Source organism: Sphaerisporangium sp. NPDC004334 (genome assembly GCF_053602655.1).
The window spans coordinates 90683-107685 of sequence record NZ_JBSGDZ010000032.1 but is presented as its reverse complement, the minus strand read 5'-3'; the positions used below and the strand labels follow the sequence as shown (position 1 = coordinate 107685).

General features: G+C 72.5%; 17 protein-coding genes. 9 read left to right on the top strand and 8 right to left on the bottom strand.

What is annotated here, in order from left to right:
* Positions 1-174: 174 nt before the first annotated feature.
* A complete protein-coding gene (locus ACWEN6_RS33730; RefSeq protein ID WP_452575954.1) occupies positions 175-2526 on the bottom strand; it encodes an endo-1,4-beta-xylanase in 2352 nt (783 codons plus the stop codon).
* Positions 2527-3040: 514 nt separating this feature from the next.
* Between ACWEN6_RS33730 and ACWEN6_RS33725 the strand changes: the two genes are divergently transcribed.
* Positions 3041-3628, top strand: a complete 588-nt coding sequence (locus tag ACWEN6_RS33725; protein ID WP_354927472.1) for an LOG family protein — start codon at positions 3041-3043, stop codon at positions 3626-3628.
* A gap of 47 nt (positions 3629-3675) precedes the next feature.
* Here ACWEN6_RS33725 and ACWEN6_RS33720 read toward each other — a convergent pair whose 3' ends face one another.
* Positions 3676-3960, bottom strand: a complete 285-nt coding sequence (locus ACWEN6_RS33720; protein ID WP_452575952.1) for a hypothetical protein — start codon at positions 3958-3960, stop codon at positions 3676-3678.
* A gap of 154 nt (positions 3961-4114) precedes the next feature.
* Here ACWEN6_RS33720 and ACWEN6_RS33715 point away from each other — a divergent pair, with 154 nt between their 5' ends.
* Together ACWEN6_RS33715 and ACWEN6_RS33710 are read left to right on the top strand one after the other, a co-directional pair.
* Positions 4115-4918 carry a hypothetical protein gene (locus tag ACWEN6_RS33715; RefSeq protein WP_452575950.1) on the top strand — a complete coding sequence of 268 codons (804 nt, stop codon included), beginning with the start codon at positions 4115-4117 and terminating at the stop codon, positions 4916-4918.
* Complete coding sequence (locus tag ACWEN6_RS33710) at positions 4908-5465, top strand: DNA-3-methyladenine glycosylase I (protein ID WP_452575948.1); 558 nt, start codon at positions 4908-4910, stop codon at positions 5463-5465. The genes ACWEN6_RS33715 and ACWEN6_RS33710 overlap by 11 nt, the downstream gene beginning before the upstream one ends.
* Positions 5466-5479: 14 nt before the next feature.
* Here the strand turns inward: ACWEN6_RS33710 and ACWEN6_RS33705 are convergent, their stop codons facing one another.
* Both ACWEN6_RS33705 and ACWEN6_RS33700 read right to left on the bottom strand, forming a co-directional pair.
* On the bottom strand, positions 5480-6292 hold the full coding sequence (locus tag ACWEN6_RS33705; protein ID WP_452575946.1) for an enoyl-CoA hydratase-related protein: 813 nt from the start codon (positions 6290-6292) through the stop codon (positions 5480-5482).
* Positions 6292-7080 (bottom strand): PaaX family transcriptional regulator, encoded by a 789-nt coding sequence (locus ACWEN6_RS33700; RefSeq protein ID WP_452575944.1) that lies wholly within the window; start codon positions 7078-7080, stop codon positions 6292-6294. The genes ACWEN6_RS33705 and ACWEN6_RS33700 overlap by 1 nt, the downstream gene beginning before the upstream one ends.
* 179 nt (positions 7081-7259) lie before the next feature.
* Between ACWEN6_RS33700 and ACWEN6_RS33695 the strand changes: the two genes are divergently transcribed.
* The gene (locus tag ACWEN6_RS33695) at positions 7260-7427 is read left to right on the top strand and encodes a DUF3117 domain-containing protein (protein WP_114033903.1); all 168 of its coding nucleotides are present in this window, start codon (positions 7260-7262) and stop codon (positions 7425-7427) included.
* Between the two features lie 105 nt (positions 7428-7532).
* Entirely contained in the window at positions 7533-8972 is a 1440-nt protein-coding gene (locus ACWEN6_RS33690; protein WP_452575942.1) for a leucyl aminopeptidase, read from the top strand.
* Between the two features lie 81 nt (positions 8973-9053).
* Here the strand turns inward: ACWEN6_RS33690 and ACWEN6_RS33685 are convergent, their stop codons facing one another.
* A complete protein-coding gene (locus ACWEN6_RS33685) occupies positions 9054-9704 on the bottom strand; it encodes an O-methyltransferase (protein WP_354840405.1) in 651 nt (216 codons plus the stop codon).
* A gap of 187 nt (positions 9705-9891) precedes the next feature.
* Between ACWEN6_RS33685 and sigE the strand changes: the two genes are divergently transcribed.
* From sigE to ACWEN6_RS33665, 4 genes are all read left to right on the top strand, one after another.
* A complete protein-coding gene (gene sigE, locus ACWEN6_RS33680; RefSeq protein WP_452575940.1) occupies positions 9892-10551 on the top strand; it encodes an RNA polymerase sigma factor SigE in 660 nt (219 codons plus the stop codon).
* Entirely contained in the window at positions 10548-11075 is a 528-nt protein-coding gene (locus ACWEN6_RS33675) for an anti-sigma factor family protein (RefSeq protein WP_354840411.1), read from the top strand. The genes sigE and ACWEN6_RS33675 overlap by 4 nt, the downstream gene beginning before the upstream one ends.
* Positions 11076-11302: 227 nt before the next feature.
* On the top strand, positions 11303-13018 hold the full coding sequence (locus tag ACWEN6_RS33670) for a S1C family serine protease (protein ID WP_452575938.1): 1716 nt from the start codon (positions 11303-11305) through the stop codon (positions 13016-13018).
* 119 nt (positions 13019-13137) lie between these two features.
* Positions 13138-13533, top strand: a complete 396-nt coding sequence (locus ACWEN6_RS33665; protein ID WP_354840417.1) for a sec-independent translocase — start codon at positions 13138-13140, stop codon at positions 13531-13533.
* A gap of 251 nt (positions 13534-13784) precedes the next feature.
* Here the strand turns inward: ACWEN6_RS33665 and ACWEN6_RS33660 are convergent, their stop codons facing one another.
* From ACWEN6_RS33660 to ACWEN6_RS33650, 3 genes are all read right to left on the bottom strand, one after another.
* Complete coding sequence (locus ACWEN6_RS33660; protein WP_354840420.1) at positions 13785-14924, bottom strand: Mrp/NBP35 family ATP-binding protein; 1140 nt, start codon at positions 14922-14924, stop codon at positions 13785-13787.
* A gap of 256 nt (positions 14925-15180) precedes the next feature.
* Positions 15181-15684, bottom strand: coding sequence for a DUF1003 domain-containing protein (locus tag ACWEN6_RS33655; RefSeq protein ID WP_452575936.1), 504 nt, complete (start codon positions 15682-15684; stop codon positions 15181-15183).
* Entirely contained in the window at positions 15674-16966 is a 1293-nt protein-coding gene (locus ACWEN6_RS33650) for a magnesium transporter MgtE N-terminal domain-containing protein (RefSeq protein ID WP_452575934.1), read from the bottom strand. Before ACWEN6_RS33650 ends, ACWEN6_RS33655 begins: the two co-directional genes overlap by 11 nt.
* Between the last annotated feature and the right edge of the window lie 37 nt (positions 16967-17003).

Genomic DNA, 17003 nt, shown 5'->3' with positions numbered 1-17003 from the left:
CACCCGCCGGTGGACCGCGGCGACGAAGCGGTCCACCGGCGGGTGGGGCGTCCGGAGTTGGTCCACCGGCGGGTGGGGCGTCCGGGGTCGGACTATCGGCGGGTGGGATGTTCGGGGTCGGACCACCGGCCGGTGGGGCGTCCGAGGTCGGACTACCGGCGGGGGCGTCCGGGGTTAGAAGTTCTTGGTGCGGACGGACCAGGGGGACTTGTTGGCCAGTTCGGACAGGATGTACGAGCGGGCCGTGGCGTTGCCGTTGAGAGTCATGTCGAGGAAGTGGACCACGGTCGTCATGCCGTCGGTGCGCTGGGAGCCGGTGATGAAGCCGGTGTGGCCGGCCTGCGGGTGCTCGGCCAGTACGGCGGGCACCTGGACCAGGTCGTAATTGGCCCGGGTGTTGTCGTAGGCGATGTCGGAGGACCCGCCGTCCATGAACAGCACCGGGCTGTGCAGCTTGTTGAGCTCCGAGCGGGAGTACCCGAAGGAGCCGTCGGCGAACAGGCCGCTGTCGAGGGAGATGACGCTCTTGACCCGCGAGTCGGCACCGGCGATCAGCGCTTCGAGTCCGCCGCAGGAGTGGCCGGCGGTGGCGACCTTGGACAGGTCGAGGCGCTGGTAGAGCGCCGAGCCGCTGCGGGAGTTCTCCTGCTGGGCCCAGGTGATCGCGTCGGTCAGCAGCGACGGGATCGGGTTTCCGCTCGCCACTCCGTTCGAGGAGCCGTCGACCGACGCGGTGTCGACCACGACGAAGCCGTGGGCCGCGATGAACGTCAGTATCTGGACCACTTCGCTGCCGTCGGTGTGTGCGCAGGCGCCGTTGCCGAAGGCCAGCACGGGCAGGGTGCCCTCGACGGCCGACGGGTTGGACGGCCGGTACACGGTGTAGCGGTTGGTGCCGTAGGCGCCTTCACGGGTGACCGAGTAGTTGTTCTCGATGGCCGGGCGGCCCGACGTCGTGGGGGTGGGCGTCGGCGTGGGGGTCACGGTCGGCGTCACCGTCGGGGTGGGAGTGGGGGTGGGGGTGCTGGTGCCTCCGCTCCAGGTCCACTTCTGGTTGTTGCCGCCGTGGCAGGTGTAGAGCTGGATGGTGGTGCCGTTGGCAGTGCCCTGTCCGGTGGCGTCCAGGCACAGTCCGGACTGCACGCCGCTGATGGAGCCGTCGGAGTTGACGCGCCACTGCTGGTTGGCGCCGCCGTGGCAGGAGTAGATCTGGATCTTGGCGCCGTTGCCGCTGCCGCCGGCGTCCAGGCACTTGTTGCCGTAGACCTTGATCTCACCGGCGGAGGTGGAGGACCAGGTCTGGTTGGTCTGGCCGTTGCAGTCCCACAGCTGGACCCCGGTGCCGTCGGTGGTGGAGGCGTTGGGCACGTCCACACACCGCCCGGACGCGACACCCCTGATCGCGCCGTTGCCGCCGCCGCCAGGCCCGGTGGGAGTAGGCGTCGCGGTCGGCGTCACCGTGGGCGTCGGGGTGGGGTTGGGAGTGGCCGAGTTGAGGGCGTTGAGTACCGAGGTGTAGGCGGCCTTCTTGTTGCCGTTGCCGTCGAACAGCAGCGCGGTGGCGCCGGAGCCGAGCCAGGAGTCGGTGTCACGAACACCCCACACGGTGATGCCGACGCAGCGGGACACCGCCAGGCAGTCGTTGGTCACCGACTGGTAGGTGCTGGCCGAGCCGCCCTGGATGTCCAGCTCGGTGATCGCCACGTCCACGCCGAGGGCGGCGAAGCTGGAGATCGTGGTGCGGTAGTTGCTGCTATAAGGGCTGTTGCCGTTGAAGTGCGACTGCAGGCCCACGCAGTCGATCGGCACGCCGCGGGACTTGAAGTCGCGGACCATGTTGTAGACGCCCTGCGTCTTGGCCCAGGACCAGTTGTCGATGTTGTAGTCGTTGTAGCAGAGCTTGGCGGCCGGGTCGGCGGCGCGCGCGGTGCGGAAGGCCACCTCGATCCAGTCGTTGCCGGTGCGCTGCAGGTTGGAGTCGCGCCGCCCGCCGGAGTTGCCGTCGGCGAAGGCCTCGTTGACCACGTCCCAGTAGGCGATCTTGCCCTTGTAGTGGCCCATCACGCCGTTGATGTGGTTGATCATCGCATTGCGCAGGTTGCTTCCCGACATGCCCTGCATCCAGCCCGGCTGCTGGTTGTGCCAGGCCAGCGTGTGGCCGCGCACCCGCTTGCCGTTCTGGACGGCCCAGTTGTAGACCCGGTCACCGGCGCTGAAGTTGAACTGGTTCTGGTTGGGCTCGGTCGCGTCGATCTTCATCTCGTTCTCGGCCGTCACCATGTTGAACTCACGGTTCGCGATGGTGGTGTACGCCGAGTCACCGAGCTTGCCCGAGGCGATGGCCGTACCGAAGTACCGCCCGCTCTGCGCCGCCGCCGCACCCAGCGTGCTCGCCGCGGCGTCGGCCGGGCCCGGCAACGTCAGCGCCGCGACCGTGCCGAGCACGCCGAGAGCGCCGGCGAGCGCGACCCGAAGCCCTTTGAGCGGTCGCTTGGTTCCGGTGGGGGGTAGGGCGTTTGTGCCCATGCCTGAACCTCCATGAGTTACTGAATCAGGAAGAAGCGGGGAAGCCGCGCGAGCGGCATGGCCGGCGGGATCGACGCCACGTCCCGTCGCCGGAACGCACACCACCGAGGCGTCGCGGACGGCGTCCTTCGTCGCAGCACCACCGAGCTGGCAGGAGGAGGCCGCCTCGGGGAGTCAGTCTGGAAACCTGGCCGAAACAAGTCAAGGCCATCGCGAAACTTTCGGTTTCCCTGAAGTTCGCATATGGGCTCTGACCTCGGTCATGGCGGTCTGAAAATTGCGGTCGCGCCGGGCCGGGGAACGACATCGGGGTGTAACTTTCATCACCGCCCTCGCGAAGCCGGGTGCGGTGGCGGCCAAAACGGCAGATGAATCCCTCCGTCGCGTTCGCCGGCCGTCGCGCGCGACGCCCTGGGGCCTTGACTGCACGTTCCGGCTCGTATTTGCTCCGCCCAACCACCACCTCGACCCATCCGACCGAGAAGGGGGCGCGATGTAAGGTGACGCCGTGGCGATGGCGATTTGTGTGTTCTGCGCGTCCAGCCAGAAGATCGATCAGAAGTACCTCGACCTCGCGGAGGAGGTCGGCACCGAGCTGGCCCGCAGGGGGCACACCCTTGTCAGCGGCGGAGCCACGGTCTCGTGCATGGGCGCGATCGCCGGCGCCGCCCGCCGGGCCGGCGGGCGCACGGTGGGCGTGATGCCCCAGGCGCTCGTGGACCTGGAGATCGCCGACACCGACTCCGACGAGCTGATCATCACGGGCGACATGCGGGAACGCAAGGGGACCATGGACGCGCGCTCGGAGGCGTTCCTGGTGCTGCCCGGCGGCATCGGCACGCTGGAGGAGCTCTTCGAGATCTGGACCGCGCGCGTGCTCGGCCTGCACGACAAGCCGCTGGTCATCCTGGACCCGTGGGGCCTGTACGAGCCGCTGCGCCGCTTGGTCGACGGCATGTACGAGCAGGGCTTCACCCGCCCGAACGTCTTCGACGCCATCTCCTGGACCACGACGGTCACCGAGGCCCTGGAACACCTGGAGAAGCCCGCGCTGCCCCTCACCCCCCACCCCGACGAGATCGGCGAGTCGGCCACCGGCTGACCGGCCCCCCGTTCAGGCGGGTCGGACACGGCCGACCGGCGCCCCGTTCAGGCGAGGCCGCGGCGGGCCAGGGCCGGGGGGCGCCTGCCGGCGAGCGACTCGGTCATGTCGACCGCGCGCCGCACCTGCTCCTCGTGGTCGGTGCGGAAGACGCGGGCCCCCAGCCAGGCGAACACCGCCGCCGCGGCGAGCTGGGCGGTCTCGTCGCCCGACAGGGTCACCACGACGGTGCACCCTGCGCCGGCGAGCCGCTCGACCTCGGCGGCCGACCGGGCCTCCGCCCAGGAGGGGTCGAGCGGGCGGTCGGGGCCGGTCACGAGCACGGGCGTCATGCGACCGATGCTGCCATACCGGTGCCGCCATACCGGTGCCCCATGCCGGTCGCCTCACCCGGTGGGCTGCTCCGAGCGGCCCCTCCGCCGATGCGCGGCGGCGTACGGGATCAACAAGGCGCGCTCAAAGGCACCCATGTGGCACGATTCGTATGTGCTGGTCCTTCTCGCTGTCGCCGCGATCGCCGTGCTGTACTGCGTGGTCATCGTCTCGCAAGGGCGCGGCGGCGAGCTGACGGAGTTCGCCCCCGACGTCCCGCCCCTGGAACTGCCCACTCCGCGGCAGCTCACGGCCGTCGACTTCATGGCGCTGCGGCTGCCGATGAGCCTGGTCGGCTACCACACACAGACGGTGGACGAGACGCTGCAGCGGGCCGCGGTGGCCATCGGCGAGCGTGACACCCACATCGCCGTGCTGGAGCAGCGCGTCGCCGAACTGCTGGCGGGGCGCGTCCAGGCCCGTCAGGAGGCGCAGACGCGGCCGTCCTGGGCGCCCGCCGCCGAGCCTGGGCCGGTCAGGAAGGGCCAGGGGCTGGCCGCCGCGCCGCACCCCCTCGGCGAGTCCGAGACGCTGTCCTCCGGGCCGGAGGGCCCGTCGCGGTACGACGGCGCCACGGGGCCCCGGGTGATCGCGACGTCGGAGCCCATCGCGATGCCGGAGGAGTATCCCGCGCCGCCGAGGACCTTCTCGGGCCTGACGGCCCGCCCGCTGGACGAGCGGCCGGCGGAGGAGGGGACCGCCCCGGGGCCGGGCAGGCGCTCGCCGGACCCCGAGCCGGGCTCGAAGCACCACCAGCCGCCCGCGCCGGAGGCGCCGCGGGACGCCGGCGCCGCCGCGTCCGAGCCGGACGGCGAACCGCCCGCAGGGCACGGCGCCCCAGGCGGCGACACCGCCACGGCGGACGACCGCCCCGAGTCCACCGGCCAGAGCGGTAACCTCGACGTTCGTGGAACCTGAGCTCATCAGATGCGGCTGGGCGACCAGCGCTCCGGACTACATCTCCTACCACGACGATGAATGGGGCCGGCCGGTCCGCGGCGATGACCTGGTGTTCGAGCGGCTGACGCTCGAAGGCTTCCAGTCGGGCCTGTCGTGGCTGACGATCCTGCGCAAACGCGAGAACTTCCGCAAGGCGTTCTCCGGGTTCTCCATCGAGGCGGTCGCCGCGTTCGGCGAGGCCGACGTGGAGCGGCTGCTCGCCGACGCGGGCATCATCCGCAACCGGGCCAAGATCGAGGCGGCGATCGCCAACGCCCGCGCCGCCGCCGCGATCCCCGGCGGGGTCTCCGAGCTGGTCTGGCGCTACGCCGACCCCTCCTCGCCCGTGCCGCGCACCCTCGCCGACCTGCGGCCGACCACGCCCGGCTCCACGGCCCTGGCCAAGGAGCTCAAGCGCCACGGCCTGCGCTTCATCGGCCCGACCACGGCCTACGCGCTGATGCAGGCCATCGGCCTGGTCAACGACCACGTCGCCGACTGCTGGGTGCGCGACGGCATCGCCTGAGAACGGCGGGAGCGTCAGCGGCCCTCGTAGACGGGCCGCTGCTTGGCGAGGAACGCGCGGGTGGCGCTGTGGTGGTCCTCGGTCTTGGCGCAGGCGTCCTGCAGGTCGGCCTCCATCGAAAGGGCGTCCTCCAGGGGCTGCGCCGCGGAGAAGTCCAGGGCCTGCTTGATGGCGCCGTACGCGAGCGTGGGGCCCTGCGCGAGGCGCACGGCCAGGTCACGGGCGCTCCGCGCCAGCTCCTCGGCCGGCACGACCGAGGTCACCATGCCGAGCCGCGCCGCCTCGGCGGCGTCCACGGGGTCGCCCAGCATCAGCAGCTCGCGGGCCTTGGCCGCTCCGACCAGACGAGGAAGGGTCCACGAGGCGCCGGAGTCGGGGGCGAGGGCGATGGCGCTGAAGGCCATCGCGAAACGGGCGTTCTCGGCCGCGACCCTGAAGTCGCACGCCAGCGCCAGCGACACGCCCGCGCCCGCGGCGTAGCCGTTCACCGCGGCCACCACCGGCTTGCCCATGCCGGTGATCGCCAGGACGATCGGGTTGTAGTGAGCGCGGACGGTGCCGTCCAGGCCGGCCCCGGCCGCGAGGTTCTCGGCGTGCTCGCGCAGATCTTGGCCGGCGCAGAACCCTCGCCCGGCGCCGGTGAGCAGCACGGCGCGCACTTCCGCCTCGTCCCGGGCGCGTTCGAGCGCTTCGAGCAGGGCCGCCTTCATCACGACGGTCAGGGCGTTCATCGCGTCGGGACGGTTGAGCGTGATCGTCGCGACGCCCTGCTCGACGGCGTAGAGCACCTGCTCGCCGCCGGGCCGCGCGTCCATCGGCTGCTCCATCAGTGGACTCCTTTGTCCAGGTTGCGGTCGACGAAGGCGGCGGCCGCCGGGAGCAGCCGGGCCGCCTCCTGTTCGAAGTAGGCGCGGGCCTTGTCGCCCGGCCAGGCGGGCGGGAGGAGTTCGGCCGGCAGGCCGGGATCGCGGAACAGGAAGTTGCGCCATCCGTGGACCAGCCTGCTCCGCGCGGCGAAGATCTGGTCGTCCGGGGCGTCGCACGAGACGGCCCCGACCAGGTCGGCGGCCTGCCCCATCCACTCCTCGTAGGCCCGCGCGATGGCGCCCAGGTCCCACGCGCGGGCCACCAGCTCGCGCGGGTCACCGTCCAGAGTGCTCACGAAGCGGTCGGCGCGGACCCGCTGCTCCTCCAGCAGGGCGTCCAGCTCCGGCGAGGCGCGCGGCCCGACCCAGGTGGTCTCGCACAGGGGGGCGTAGCCGAGGAAGGCCAGGTCGGCACGCAGCCGCTCGCGCCTGGCCCGGTCGCGCACCGGCTGGAAGACCAGCACGTGCCACCGGCCCTGCCACACCGCCGAGCCCGTGCGGTAGATGCGCGAAGCGGCCTCGTCCAGGCGGCGCAGGCACTTGGGCGTGAGCGCGTACCCCGGCCCCTGGGCGAGCCGGACGGGGGTGAGCCAGTCCTGCCGCACCATCCGCGAGATCGCCGTGCGGACCGCCGGAGCGGCGATGTCGAGGGGGGCCAGCAGCCGCACCAGGGCGGCCACGGACGCCCGTCCGGCGCGGATGCGCAGGTGGTCGCCGTAGAGGTCGAAAAGCGCGGCGCGGGCGTTCACATAGACCAGTTTGATCGGCCGCAGGGCCCCGGACAACGCATTCTGGGAGGAGATCGTTACCCATGCGCGCTCGCGAGGCGGGATAATGGGACGTCACAGAAGACGTGAAAGCGGCGGGCGGCCGGGCGCGCACACGAGCGCGGCGGTGTCGTCCGGCCGAGGCAGGAAGGGATACACGCATGGCGGCGATGAAGCCGCGGACTGGCGACGGTCCGCTGGAGGTCACCAAGGAAGGACGGGGCATTGTCATGCGGGTCCCTCTGGAGGGTGGCGGCCGGCTCGTCGTCGAACTCTCACCGGACGAGGCCAGAGCCCTTGGCGACGCTCTGAAGAACGTCGTCGGCTGACATACCCCTGATACGACCCATCGACACAGGCGACTTGACGGCCCCGGCGGCCGGGTCAGACCCCCACGCCGGGGCTGTCGCACTTTCCAGGCCGGGGAGGCCACCATGCCCATCGAGACCGAGCTGAGCTTCGTCGACTCGCCCGCGCAGGACGCCGACCTGCTGGCGGTGCCGTTCGGGAGCGAACTCACCGCCGAGGTGGAACTGCCCGTGCCGGTCCCCGCCCTCCTCGCCCACCACGATGCCAAGGGCGATCCCGGCGAGGTCGTGGAGGTGCCGGTCTCGCACGGCGACGCGGTGCGGCGGGTCCTGCTGTACGGCATCGGCGACGGCGGGCCGCGCGCCCTGCGCAAGGCCGGCGGCGTGCTCGCCCGGCGGGCCCGGGGACGCCGGGCCATCGACATCGCCCTGCCCCCCGGCTCCGGCGAGGCGGGCTGGGCCGCTCTGGCCGAGGGAGCGCTCCTGGGCTCCTACACGATGCGCATCGGGGCGGTCCGGGCCAGGGCCGTCGAGGAGATCCGCCTGTCGGGCCCCGAGCGGGCCCGCGCGGCCGTCGAGCGCGCCGAGGTGACCGCCCGCGCCACGGCCCTCACCCGCGACCTGGCCAACACCCCGTCCTCGGAGAAGAACCCCGCCTGGCTGGCCGCCCGCGCCGCCGAGATCGCCGGGCGCGAGGGCCTCGCGGTCAAGGTGTGGGAGCCGGGCGAGCTGGCCGAGGGCGGGTTCGGCGGCATCCTGGCGGTGGGTCAGGGGTCGGTGAGCACGCCGCGGCTGATCCAGCTCTCCTACGAGCCCGAGGCTCCCGCGGGCCCGCACATCGTGCTGATCGGCAAGGGCATCACCTTCGACAGCGGCGGCTTGTCCCTCAAGCCGACCGAGGGCATGAAGTTCATGAAGACCGACATGGCGGGCGGCGCCGTGGTGATCGCCGTGCTCGGGGCGCTGCGCCGGCTCGGAGTGCGGGCGCGCGTCACCGGCCTGGTCGCCGCCGCCGAGAACATGCCCTCGGGCAGCGCGCAGCGGCCCGGCGACGTGATCACCCACTACGGCGGCCGCACGGTGGAGGTGCTCAACACCGACGCCGAGGGAAGGCTCGTGCTCGCCGACGCCCTGGCCTACGCAGACGACGTGCTGGAGCCCGACACCGTCATCGATCTGGCCACGCTCACGGGCGCCGTCGGCATCGCGCTGGGACGCGACATCGGCGCGGTGTACTCCACCGGCGACGACCTGGCCAAGGAACTGCTGGAGGCGGGCGCGAGGTCCGGCGAGGCGCTGTGGCGGATGCCGCTCATCGACGAGTACCGCGCCGCGCTCGACTCCGAGATCGCCGACCTGGCCAACGTGGACTCCGCGAACAAGTACGGCGGCGGCTCCATCACCGCGGCGCTGTTCCTGCGCGAGTTCACCGGCGGGCGGCGCTGGGCCCACCTCGACATCGCCGGCGTGGCCCGCAGCACCGCGGACGACGGAATCTTCACCAAGGGCGCGACGGGGTTCGGCGCCCGTTTGCTGCTCGACTGGTTCACCGCGCACTACGCCTGAGCCGGGCCGGCCGCCGGCCATGCCGGGACCGGGCCCACCGCGCACCACGCCTGAGCCCGGCCCGCCGCCCGTGCCCGCCCGTCAGTTGGCGATCTTGACGGCGGCCAGGAGGCCGTCGCCCAGCGGCATCATCAGCGCGCGCAGCCGGTCGTCCGACCTGATCAGCTTGCCCAGCTCGCGGATCGCCACGGTGTCCGGGTCGCGCTGCGCCGGGTCGGCGACCCGGTTGTGCCACAGCGCGTGGTCGAAGGCGACGATGCCGCCGAGCCGCAGCAGGCGCACGGCCTCCGCCAGGTAGTCGCCGTACTCCTGCTTCGCGGCGTCGCAGAACACCATGTCGTAGCCGCCGTCGGCCAGGCGCGGCAGCACGTCCAGGGCCCTGCCGCCGATCAGGCGCACCCTGCTGCCGGAGAACCCGGCTTCCGCGAAGGCGTGCCGTGCGAGCCTCTGGTGCTCGGGTTCGGCGTCGACGCTGGTCAGCGTGCCGTCGGGACGCATGCCGCGCAGCAGCCACAACCCCGAGACGCCGCAGCCGGTGCCGACCTCGACCACGGACCTGGCGCTGATCGCGGTGGCGAGGAAGCACAGGGCCGCGCCGCCGCCGGGCAGGATCGGGACGGCGCCCACCTCCATGCCGCGCCGTCTCGCGGCGCTGAGCACCTCGTCTTCGGAATGGAACTCCTCCGCGTAGGCCAGCGTGGCCTCCACCGGACTGGTCGGCGTCGGGGCCATCGGCCTCTCCTCCCCGCCTTCGCCGTGGCACGTATTGGTCGCAGCCTAGGGGAGTCGGGGCCGAACGGGAACTCACGCCACAACGGGTACGTTGCACGCTTTGAACGACCTTTGTTCAAGGCCTTCGAAGAACACGGTCCGGCCTCAATGGCCGGTGGGTACGCAGGAAGGGACGAAAGCAGGCACTATGGCTGTAGCGGTGGTCCCGGAGAGAGGAGTGCTGGTGGAGGACAACCACCAGGCCGATACTCCCGACAGTGCGTCGCCGGGGAACGATCCCCGGCTACCCGACGGAGGTTGGACGCCTCCCACATGGGAGGAGGTCGTGCGCGCCCATTCAGCGCGCGTCTATCGCCTCGCCTACCGGCTGACCGGCAACGTCCACGACGCCGAGGACCTCACCCAGGAGGTCTTCGTCCGGGTGTTCAGGTCGCTGTCGAGCTACACGCCGGGCACCTTCGAGGGCTGGCTGCACCGCATCACGACGAACCTGTTCCTCGACATGGCGCGGCGCAGGCAGCGCATCCGCTTCGAGGGGCTCGGCGACGACGCGGGGGAGCGTCTGCGCGGCCGCGAGCCGTCCCCGGCGCAGGTGTACGACGACGCCCAGCTCGAACCGGACATCCAGGCGGCGCTCGACTCGCTGCAGCCGGAGTTCCGCGCCGCGGTGGTGCTCTGCGACATCGAAGGCCTGTCCTATGAGGAGATCGCGGCGACGCTCGGCGTGAAGCTGGGCACCGTCCGCAGCCGGATCCATCGCGGTCGCAGCCAGTTGCGCGAGGCGCTCGAGCACCGTGCGCCCCGTCGCGACGAACTCCCCCCGACCGTCAGCAGGGAGGGAGCATGAGCCATCTCGGAGAGCGCGCCTCAGCGCTGATCGACGGAGAGCTCGGCCACGCCGAGCGCGAGCGCGCCCTGGCGCACCTGACGTTCTGCGCGGACTGCCGCGCGGAGCTGGACGCCATGCGGGCGCTCAAGAGCCGTCTCAGGTCACTCGAACCGCCCGCCGTGCCGGCGGACCTCACCATGTCCCTACTGCGGATGTCCGAGCCGGGGGGCCCCGTCCCGCCGCGCGTGCGTCCCTTTCCCACTCCGTCGTACTCGCTGAACGGCGCCCCGGCCGACAACCGGCCGGGCCGCCGCGGCGGCTTCTCGGGGCCGGGACGGCAGGCGGGCGGCCGCCGCGCCGGGTACGTCGCGGTCGGCGTCGCCTCGGCGGCCGTCGCACTCGGCACCTTGTTCATGGTGGGCGGCGTGAACAACCGGCCGCCGGCGCCGCCGGTGGAGATGTTCGCCAACCAGCACCGGGCGACCGCGCCGGCCGGCCAGGTCGTGCCCGGAAGGGGCGTCACGCCCACCAGCCACCCCTGACGCCCGGCCCGCGCACGGCCGCGCCGTCAGGCCGGGAGCCGGTCCCGTGCGGGCCGCTCCCGGCGCTGTAGTGGCTCCAGAGGCCGGTCAGCGAGCGGTCCGGTCTACGTCACGGCCGGGGCGGGCATACGATCGGAGGGACCCGTCAGGGCGTTTACGGCGCTCGTATGCGGTCCGAGCGACAATCTGTCGTAGCCACGTAGACCGGCCTCGGGAGTGAGCCTTCGATGACCGACGAGACACGTACCTTCGACAGCGGGGACGTGGACACTCCACCCCAGCGGTCCGGGGATGGCTCGACATCGGAGTCTCCAGGCGGCGGCATGCGGGTCAGGCCCGAGTTCCTGCCCGCGTCCGACGCGTGGCCGTCCGGCGAGCCGGGGCGCGACCCGTTCGCGGGTGAGCACTCCGGCCGGGGGCGTGAGGCCTCCACCGCCCAGTACGGGGCGCAGGGGCGCGATCCGTTCGCCGCCGAGCCCGGCGCCCCGGCGCGCGACCCGTTCACCGCCGAGGGCGGCACCATGGCGTTCGGGGCCGAGAGCCACCGGCCGGCCCCGCACTCCGGCGACGCCACCGGCCTGATCCCCTTCGCCGCCGAGGGCAGGCGGCCCGGTGACGACTCCGCCTCCGGGTGGGGCAACCCCGCCGGCGGCCCGCTGCCGCCCTCGCCGGCAGGCCCTGGAGGCCCCGCGGGCTTCGGCGGCCCCGGCGGGTTGTACGGCGCGCCGCCGCCCCCGCCGCCGCGTGGCGCCTACGGCATGGGCCCCGGCTGGGCGCCGCCGCCCGGCGCGCCGCCGGCCGAGACCGGCGGCTCCGGCTCGCGCGGCCCGCGCACCGGCGTGCTGGCCACCCTCGCCGTCGTCATCGCGCTGGTCGCCTCGATTCTCGGCAGCCTCGGCACCTACCTGCTCACCCGGTCCGGCGGCTCGGGCATCAACCCCTCCTACAGCCTCGGCACGCCGAGCGGCGTGGTCGTCAACCGTCCTCCCGACTCCGTGGCCGGCGTGGCCTCGAAGGTCCTGCCGAGCGTCGTCTCCCTCGAGGTGCGGGGCAACAGCGAGGCGGGCACCGGCTCGGGCTTCCTGATCAAGGGCGGGTACATCGTCACCAACAACCACGTGGTGGCCGCCGCGGCCCAGACCGGCACCATCAAGGTGACCTTCAACAACAAGAAGTCCACGACCGGCACGATCGTCGGGCGCGACCCGAGCTCCGACATCGCGGTGGTCAGGCCGGCCGACACCTTCGGCGCCCCCGAGATCTTCCTGGGCAACTCCGACCGGGTCGTCGTGGGCGACCCCGTCATCGCGATCGGTTCGCCGCTCGGGCTGTCCGGCACGGTCACCACGGGCATCGTCAGCTCCCTCAACCGCCCGGTCACCGCCGGCGGCGAGAGCGGCTCTGAGTCGTCGTTCATCAACGCCATCCAGACCGACGCGGCGATCAACCCCGGTAACTCGGGCGGCCCGCTGGTCAACGCCGCGGGTGAGGTGATCGGCGTGAACTCGGCCATCGCGACGCTCGGCAACTCCTCCTTCGGCGGGCAGAGCGGCAGCATCGGGCTCGGGTTCTCCATCCCGGTCAACCACGTCCGGCGCATCGCCGAAGAGCTCGTCACCACCGGCACGGCCAAGAAGTCCCGCATCGGCGTCTCGATCGACGAGAACTACACCGGCGAGGGCGTCCGCATCGCCGCCGCTCCGCAGGGCGGCCAGCAGCCGGTCACCCCTGGCGGCCCGGCCGACAAGGCGGGGCTCAAGCCCGGCGACGTCATCCTCTCGGTCGACGACACCCCGGTGACCCAGCCGTCGGAGCTGATCGTCACCATCCGCAGCAAGGCGCCCGGCGACAAGGTCACCATCAAGTACCAGCGGAACGGCAGCGAGCGCACCACCACCGTGACCATCGACGCCGTGCCCGTCCCGACGCCGCAGCCGTCCTGATCGGCGTCGGCTCATTGCGCCCCATGCCGGGTCACGCATTACTCTGGGAAGAACCATGTCGCCGTCGGACGAACCCGGCCGACGCCAGGCGTGGGCGTAGGAAAGCGTAGGAGATCACCGTGTTCGGACTCGGCTGGCCTGAGGTCTTGGCACTCGTGGTCATCGCCCTTCTCGTCTTCGGGCCCGAGAAGCTGCCCCAGGCCGCCGCCCAGGCGGGCCGCACGCTGCGGCAGATCCGCCAGATGGCCAACAACGCCAAGAGCGACCTGCAGGAGAACCTCGGTCCCGAGTTCGCCAACTTCGACCCGACCGACCTGCATCCGAAGAACTTCGTCAGGAAGCACCTGCTCCAAGATCTCGAGGACGACTGGAACCGACCGGCCGCGGACCACACCCCCGGCCAGAGCGAGCCGTACACCGACGCCTACGGCGGCACGGCCGACGTGTACGCCACCACGGCCGGCGACGAGCTCGGTTACGGCGAGATCCCCCCGTACGACGCCGAGGCCACCTGAGCCGCGACACCGAGGCCGCCTGAGCCCGTGCGCCGAGCCGCCTGAGCCGCCTGAGCCGGTGCGCCGAGGCCGCCTGAGCCTGTGACGCCGGGCCGTCTGGGCCGGTGACCTCCGAGGCCGCCGCGACGTCGAGGCCGGTCCGAGCCGCACGACATGCCGAAGGGCCGCCCCCGAGACCGGGGGCGGCCCTTTCGCGTGTCCGTCGTAGGACGGGCCCTCCCGGTCGCCGAGCGGCCGGAAGAGCGGGGCGCTCAGCGGCCGGACGGGGACAGGCCCAGTTGCAGGCCCTTGAGGCTGCTGGACCGCCTGCTCAGGCCGTCGGCGATGCGCCGCAGCTCGGTGGCGGCGGGGGAGTCGGGGTCGGTGAGCACGAGCGGCTTGCCCTCGTCGCCGCCCTCGCGCAGGCGCAGGTCGATCGGCACCTGGCCGAGCAGCGGGACGCGCGTGCCGAGGGTGCGGGTGAGGCCGTCGGCGACGGCCTGGCCGCCGCCCTCGCCGAACACCGCGATGCGCTCGTCGCAGTGGGGGCAGGGCAGCCACGCCATGTTCTCGATGACGCCGGCGATCTGCTGGTGGGTCTGCGAGGCGATGGACCCGGCGCGCTCGGCGACCTCGGCCGCGGCCTGCTGCGGGGTGGTCACGACCAGGATCTCGGCGCCGGGCATGCGCTGCGCCACCGAGATCGCGATGTCGCCGGTGCCCGGCGGAAGGTCCATCAGCAGCACGTCCAGGTCACCCCAGTAGACGTCCGCGAGGAACTGGTGGAGCGCGCGGTCGAGCATCGGGCCGCGCCACACCACCGGGCTGTTGCCCGGGGGCTTGAACATGCCGACCGAGATGACCTTGATGTCGTGGGCCACCGGCGGCATGATCATGTCTTCGACCTTGGTCGGCCGGTCGCTCACGCCGAGCATGCGGGGGACGGAGTGCCCGTAGATGTCGGCGTCCACGACGCCGACCTTCAGGCCCGAGGAGGCCATCGCCGCGGCCAGGTTGACGGTGACCGACGACTTGCCGACCCCGCCCTTGCCGCTGGCGACGGCGAAGACGCGGGTGAGCGAGCCGGGCTTGGCGAAGGGGATCTCCTTCTCGGGGCCCCGGTTGCCGCGCAGGCTCGTCTGCAGGGTCTTGCGCTGCTCGGCGCTCATGACGTCCAGCTCGACCTGGACGCCGCTGACGCCCTCGACCTTGGAGACGGCGGCGGTGACGTCGCGGGTGATCGTGTCGCGCATCGGGCAGCCGGCGACGGTGAGGTAGACGCCGACCCGCACCACCCCGTCGGGGGAGATATCGACGCTCTTGACCATGCCGAGGTCGGTGATCGGCCGGCGGATCTCCGGGTCGTTGACCGTCGCCAGGGCGGCCGTCACCAAATCTGGGGTGGGTGCCATGGATCCATGCTACGAACCCAGGGCCGATCCGACGAACTCCGCCTCTCCTGTAACGGACGGGAGTGATCGGCGAGGAGGCCGCGGCGGCTTCACGCGGCCTTCCGGGACGACCGCGCGACGTCCATGGTGACGGAGATCACTCGCGGGAGCGGGCCCCGGCGGCGGGCGGCGGGGCCGGGGAGCACGGCTCGTGGCGCACACCGACCGGCTCCGCGACGCGACGCGGTCGCGCGCGTGCACTACTCCCGCTGAGCGCCTACTCCCGCTGAGCGCCGCCGGCGCCGTCGGGACGGGCCGGGGACTCGAGGATGTCCTCCCGCAGGTGTTCCAGCTCGCCCCTGATGTAGTCGCGGGTCGCCAGCTCGCCCAGCGCCAGGCGCAGCCCGGCGATCTCCCGGGTCAGGTACTCCACCTCGGCCTGATTGCGCTCGCCCGTCAACCGGTCCTGCTCGCCCTGCACGCGGTCGCGGTCGGCCTGGCGGTTCTGCGCCAGCAGGATCAGCGGGGCCGCGTACGACGCCTGCAGCGACAGGATCAGCGTCAGGAAGATGAACGGGTAGGGGTCGAACGCCAGGTCCCTCGGGGCCAGGGCGTTCCAGAGCACCCACACGGCGATGAACCCGGTCATGTAGACCAGGAAGCGGGCCGTGCCGAGGAACCGGGCGATCTGCTCCGACAGGCGGCCGAACGCCTCGGGGTCGTAGTGCGGGCGGATGGTGCGGCGGATCTCGCGGGGCTGGTCCAGCCGGTTAACCGCCACCGCCCACCTCCCGCGCCGGGCCGCCGGTCGCCCCGGGGAGGCCGTCCCCGTTCGGCTCGCGTTCGTCGCGCTCGCGCCAGTCCGGCGGCAGCAGGTGGTCCAGCACGTCGTCGACCGTGACGGCGCCCACCAGCCGGCCCAGCTCGTCGACCACCGGGGCCGCCACCAGGTTGTAGGTCGCCAGATAGGACGTCACCCCGGGCAGGGACAGGTGCGGCCTGATGGGGTCGATGCTGCTGTCGATCGCGCCGCCCACGAGCGAGGACGGCGGCTCGCGCAGGAGCCGCTGGAAGTGCGCTACGCCCAGGAACTTGCCGGTCGGGGTCTCGCTCGGCGGCCGGGCGACGTAGACCTGCGCGGCGACGGCGGGGGTGATGTCCTGGCGGCGCAGCTCGGCGAGCGCCTCGGCGATCGTCGCGTGCGGCGGCAGCACGATCGGCGTGCTGGTCATCATGCCGCCGGCGGTGTTCTCGGCGTAGGTCAGCAGGCGCCGGACCGGGGCCGCCTCGCGGGGCTCCATGCGGGCCAGCAGCGCCTCCGCCTGCGCGGCCGGCAGGTCCTGCAGCAGGTCGGCCGCGTCGTCGGGGTCCATGGCGGCCAGCACGTCCGCCGCGCGCTCGGCGTCCAGCCGGCTGAGGATGCCGATCTGGTCGCGCTCGGGCAGCTCCTCCAGCACGTCGGCGAGCCGCTCGTCCTCCAGCGCCGAGGCGATCTCCGCGCGCCGTTTGTCGGGCAGGTGGCGCAGGGCGTTGGCCAGGTCGGCGGGGCGGGTCTCCTCGAAGGCTGCCAGCAGGCCGGCCGCGCCCTGGTCGGCCTGCGCCACGCCGAACCCGGTGACGTCCGACCAGCCCACGACCAGCGTCTCGCCGCGCCGCCGCCGCAGTCCGCGGCCCGCCGCGCCGCGCAGCACCGCGACCTTGGTGATGAGCCACTCGCCGGTCCTGCTCTGCTCCATGGCCAGGTCGAGCACGGTGACCTTCTCGCCGGCGAGGTCGACCGACAGGTCGAGCAGTTCGCCGATGGCCAGGGACTCGGTGGAGTGCTTCTCGAAGCGCCGCAGGTTGATGGTGCCGGTGAAGATCACTGCGTCGGCCTCGATGCTGCGAACCCGGGTGATCGGCAGGAACACCCGGCGGCGTGGCTGCACCTCGACGACCAGGCCGTGCACGCGCGGCGTGTCGTTCGGGCGCATGGCCACCACGACGTCCCTGGCCCGGCCGATCTGGTCGCCCGCGGGGTCGAACACCGGGGTGCCGGCCAGCCGGGCGACGAAGATCCTCACCTACCGCAGCGTACGAGGTCGCGGCACGCGCGCCGCG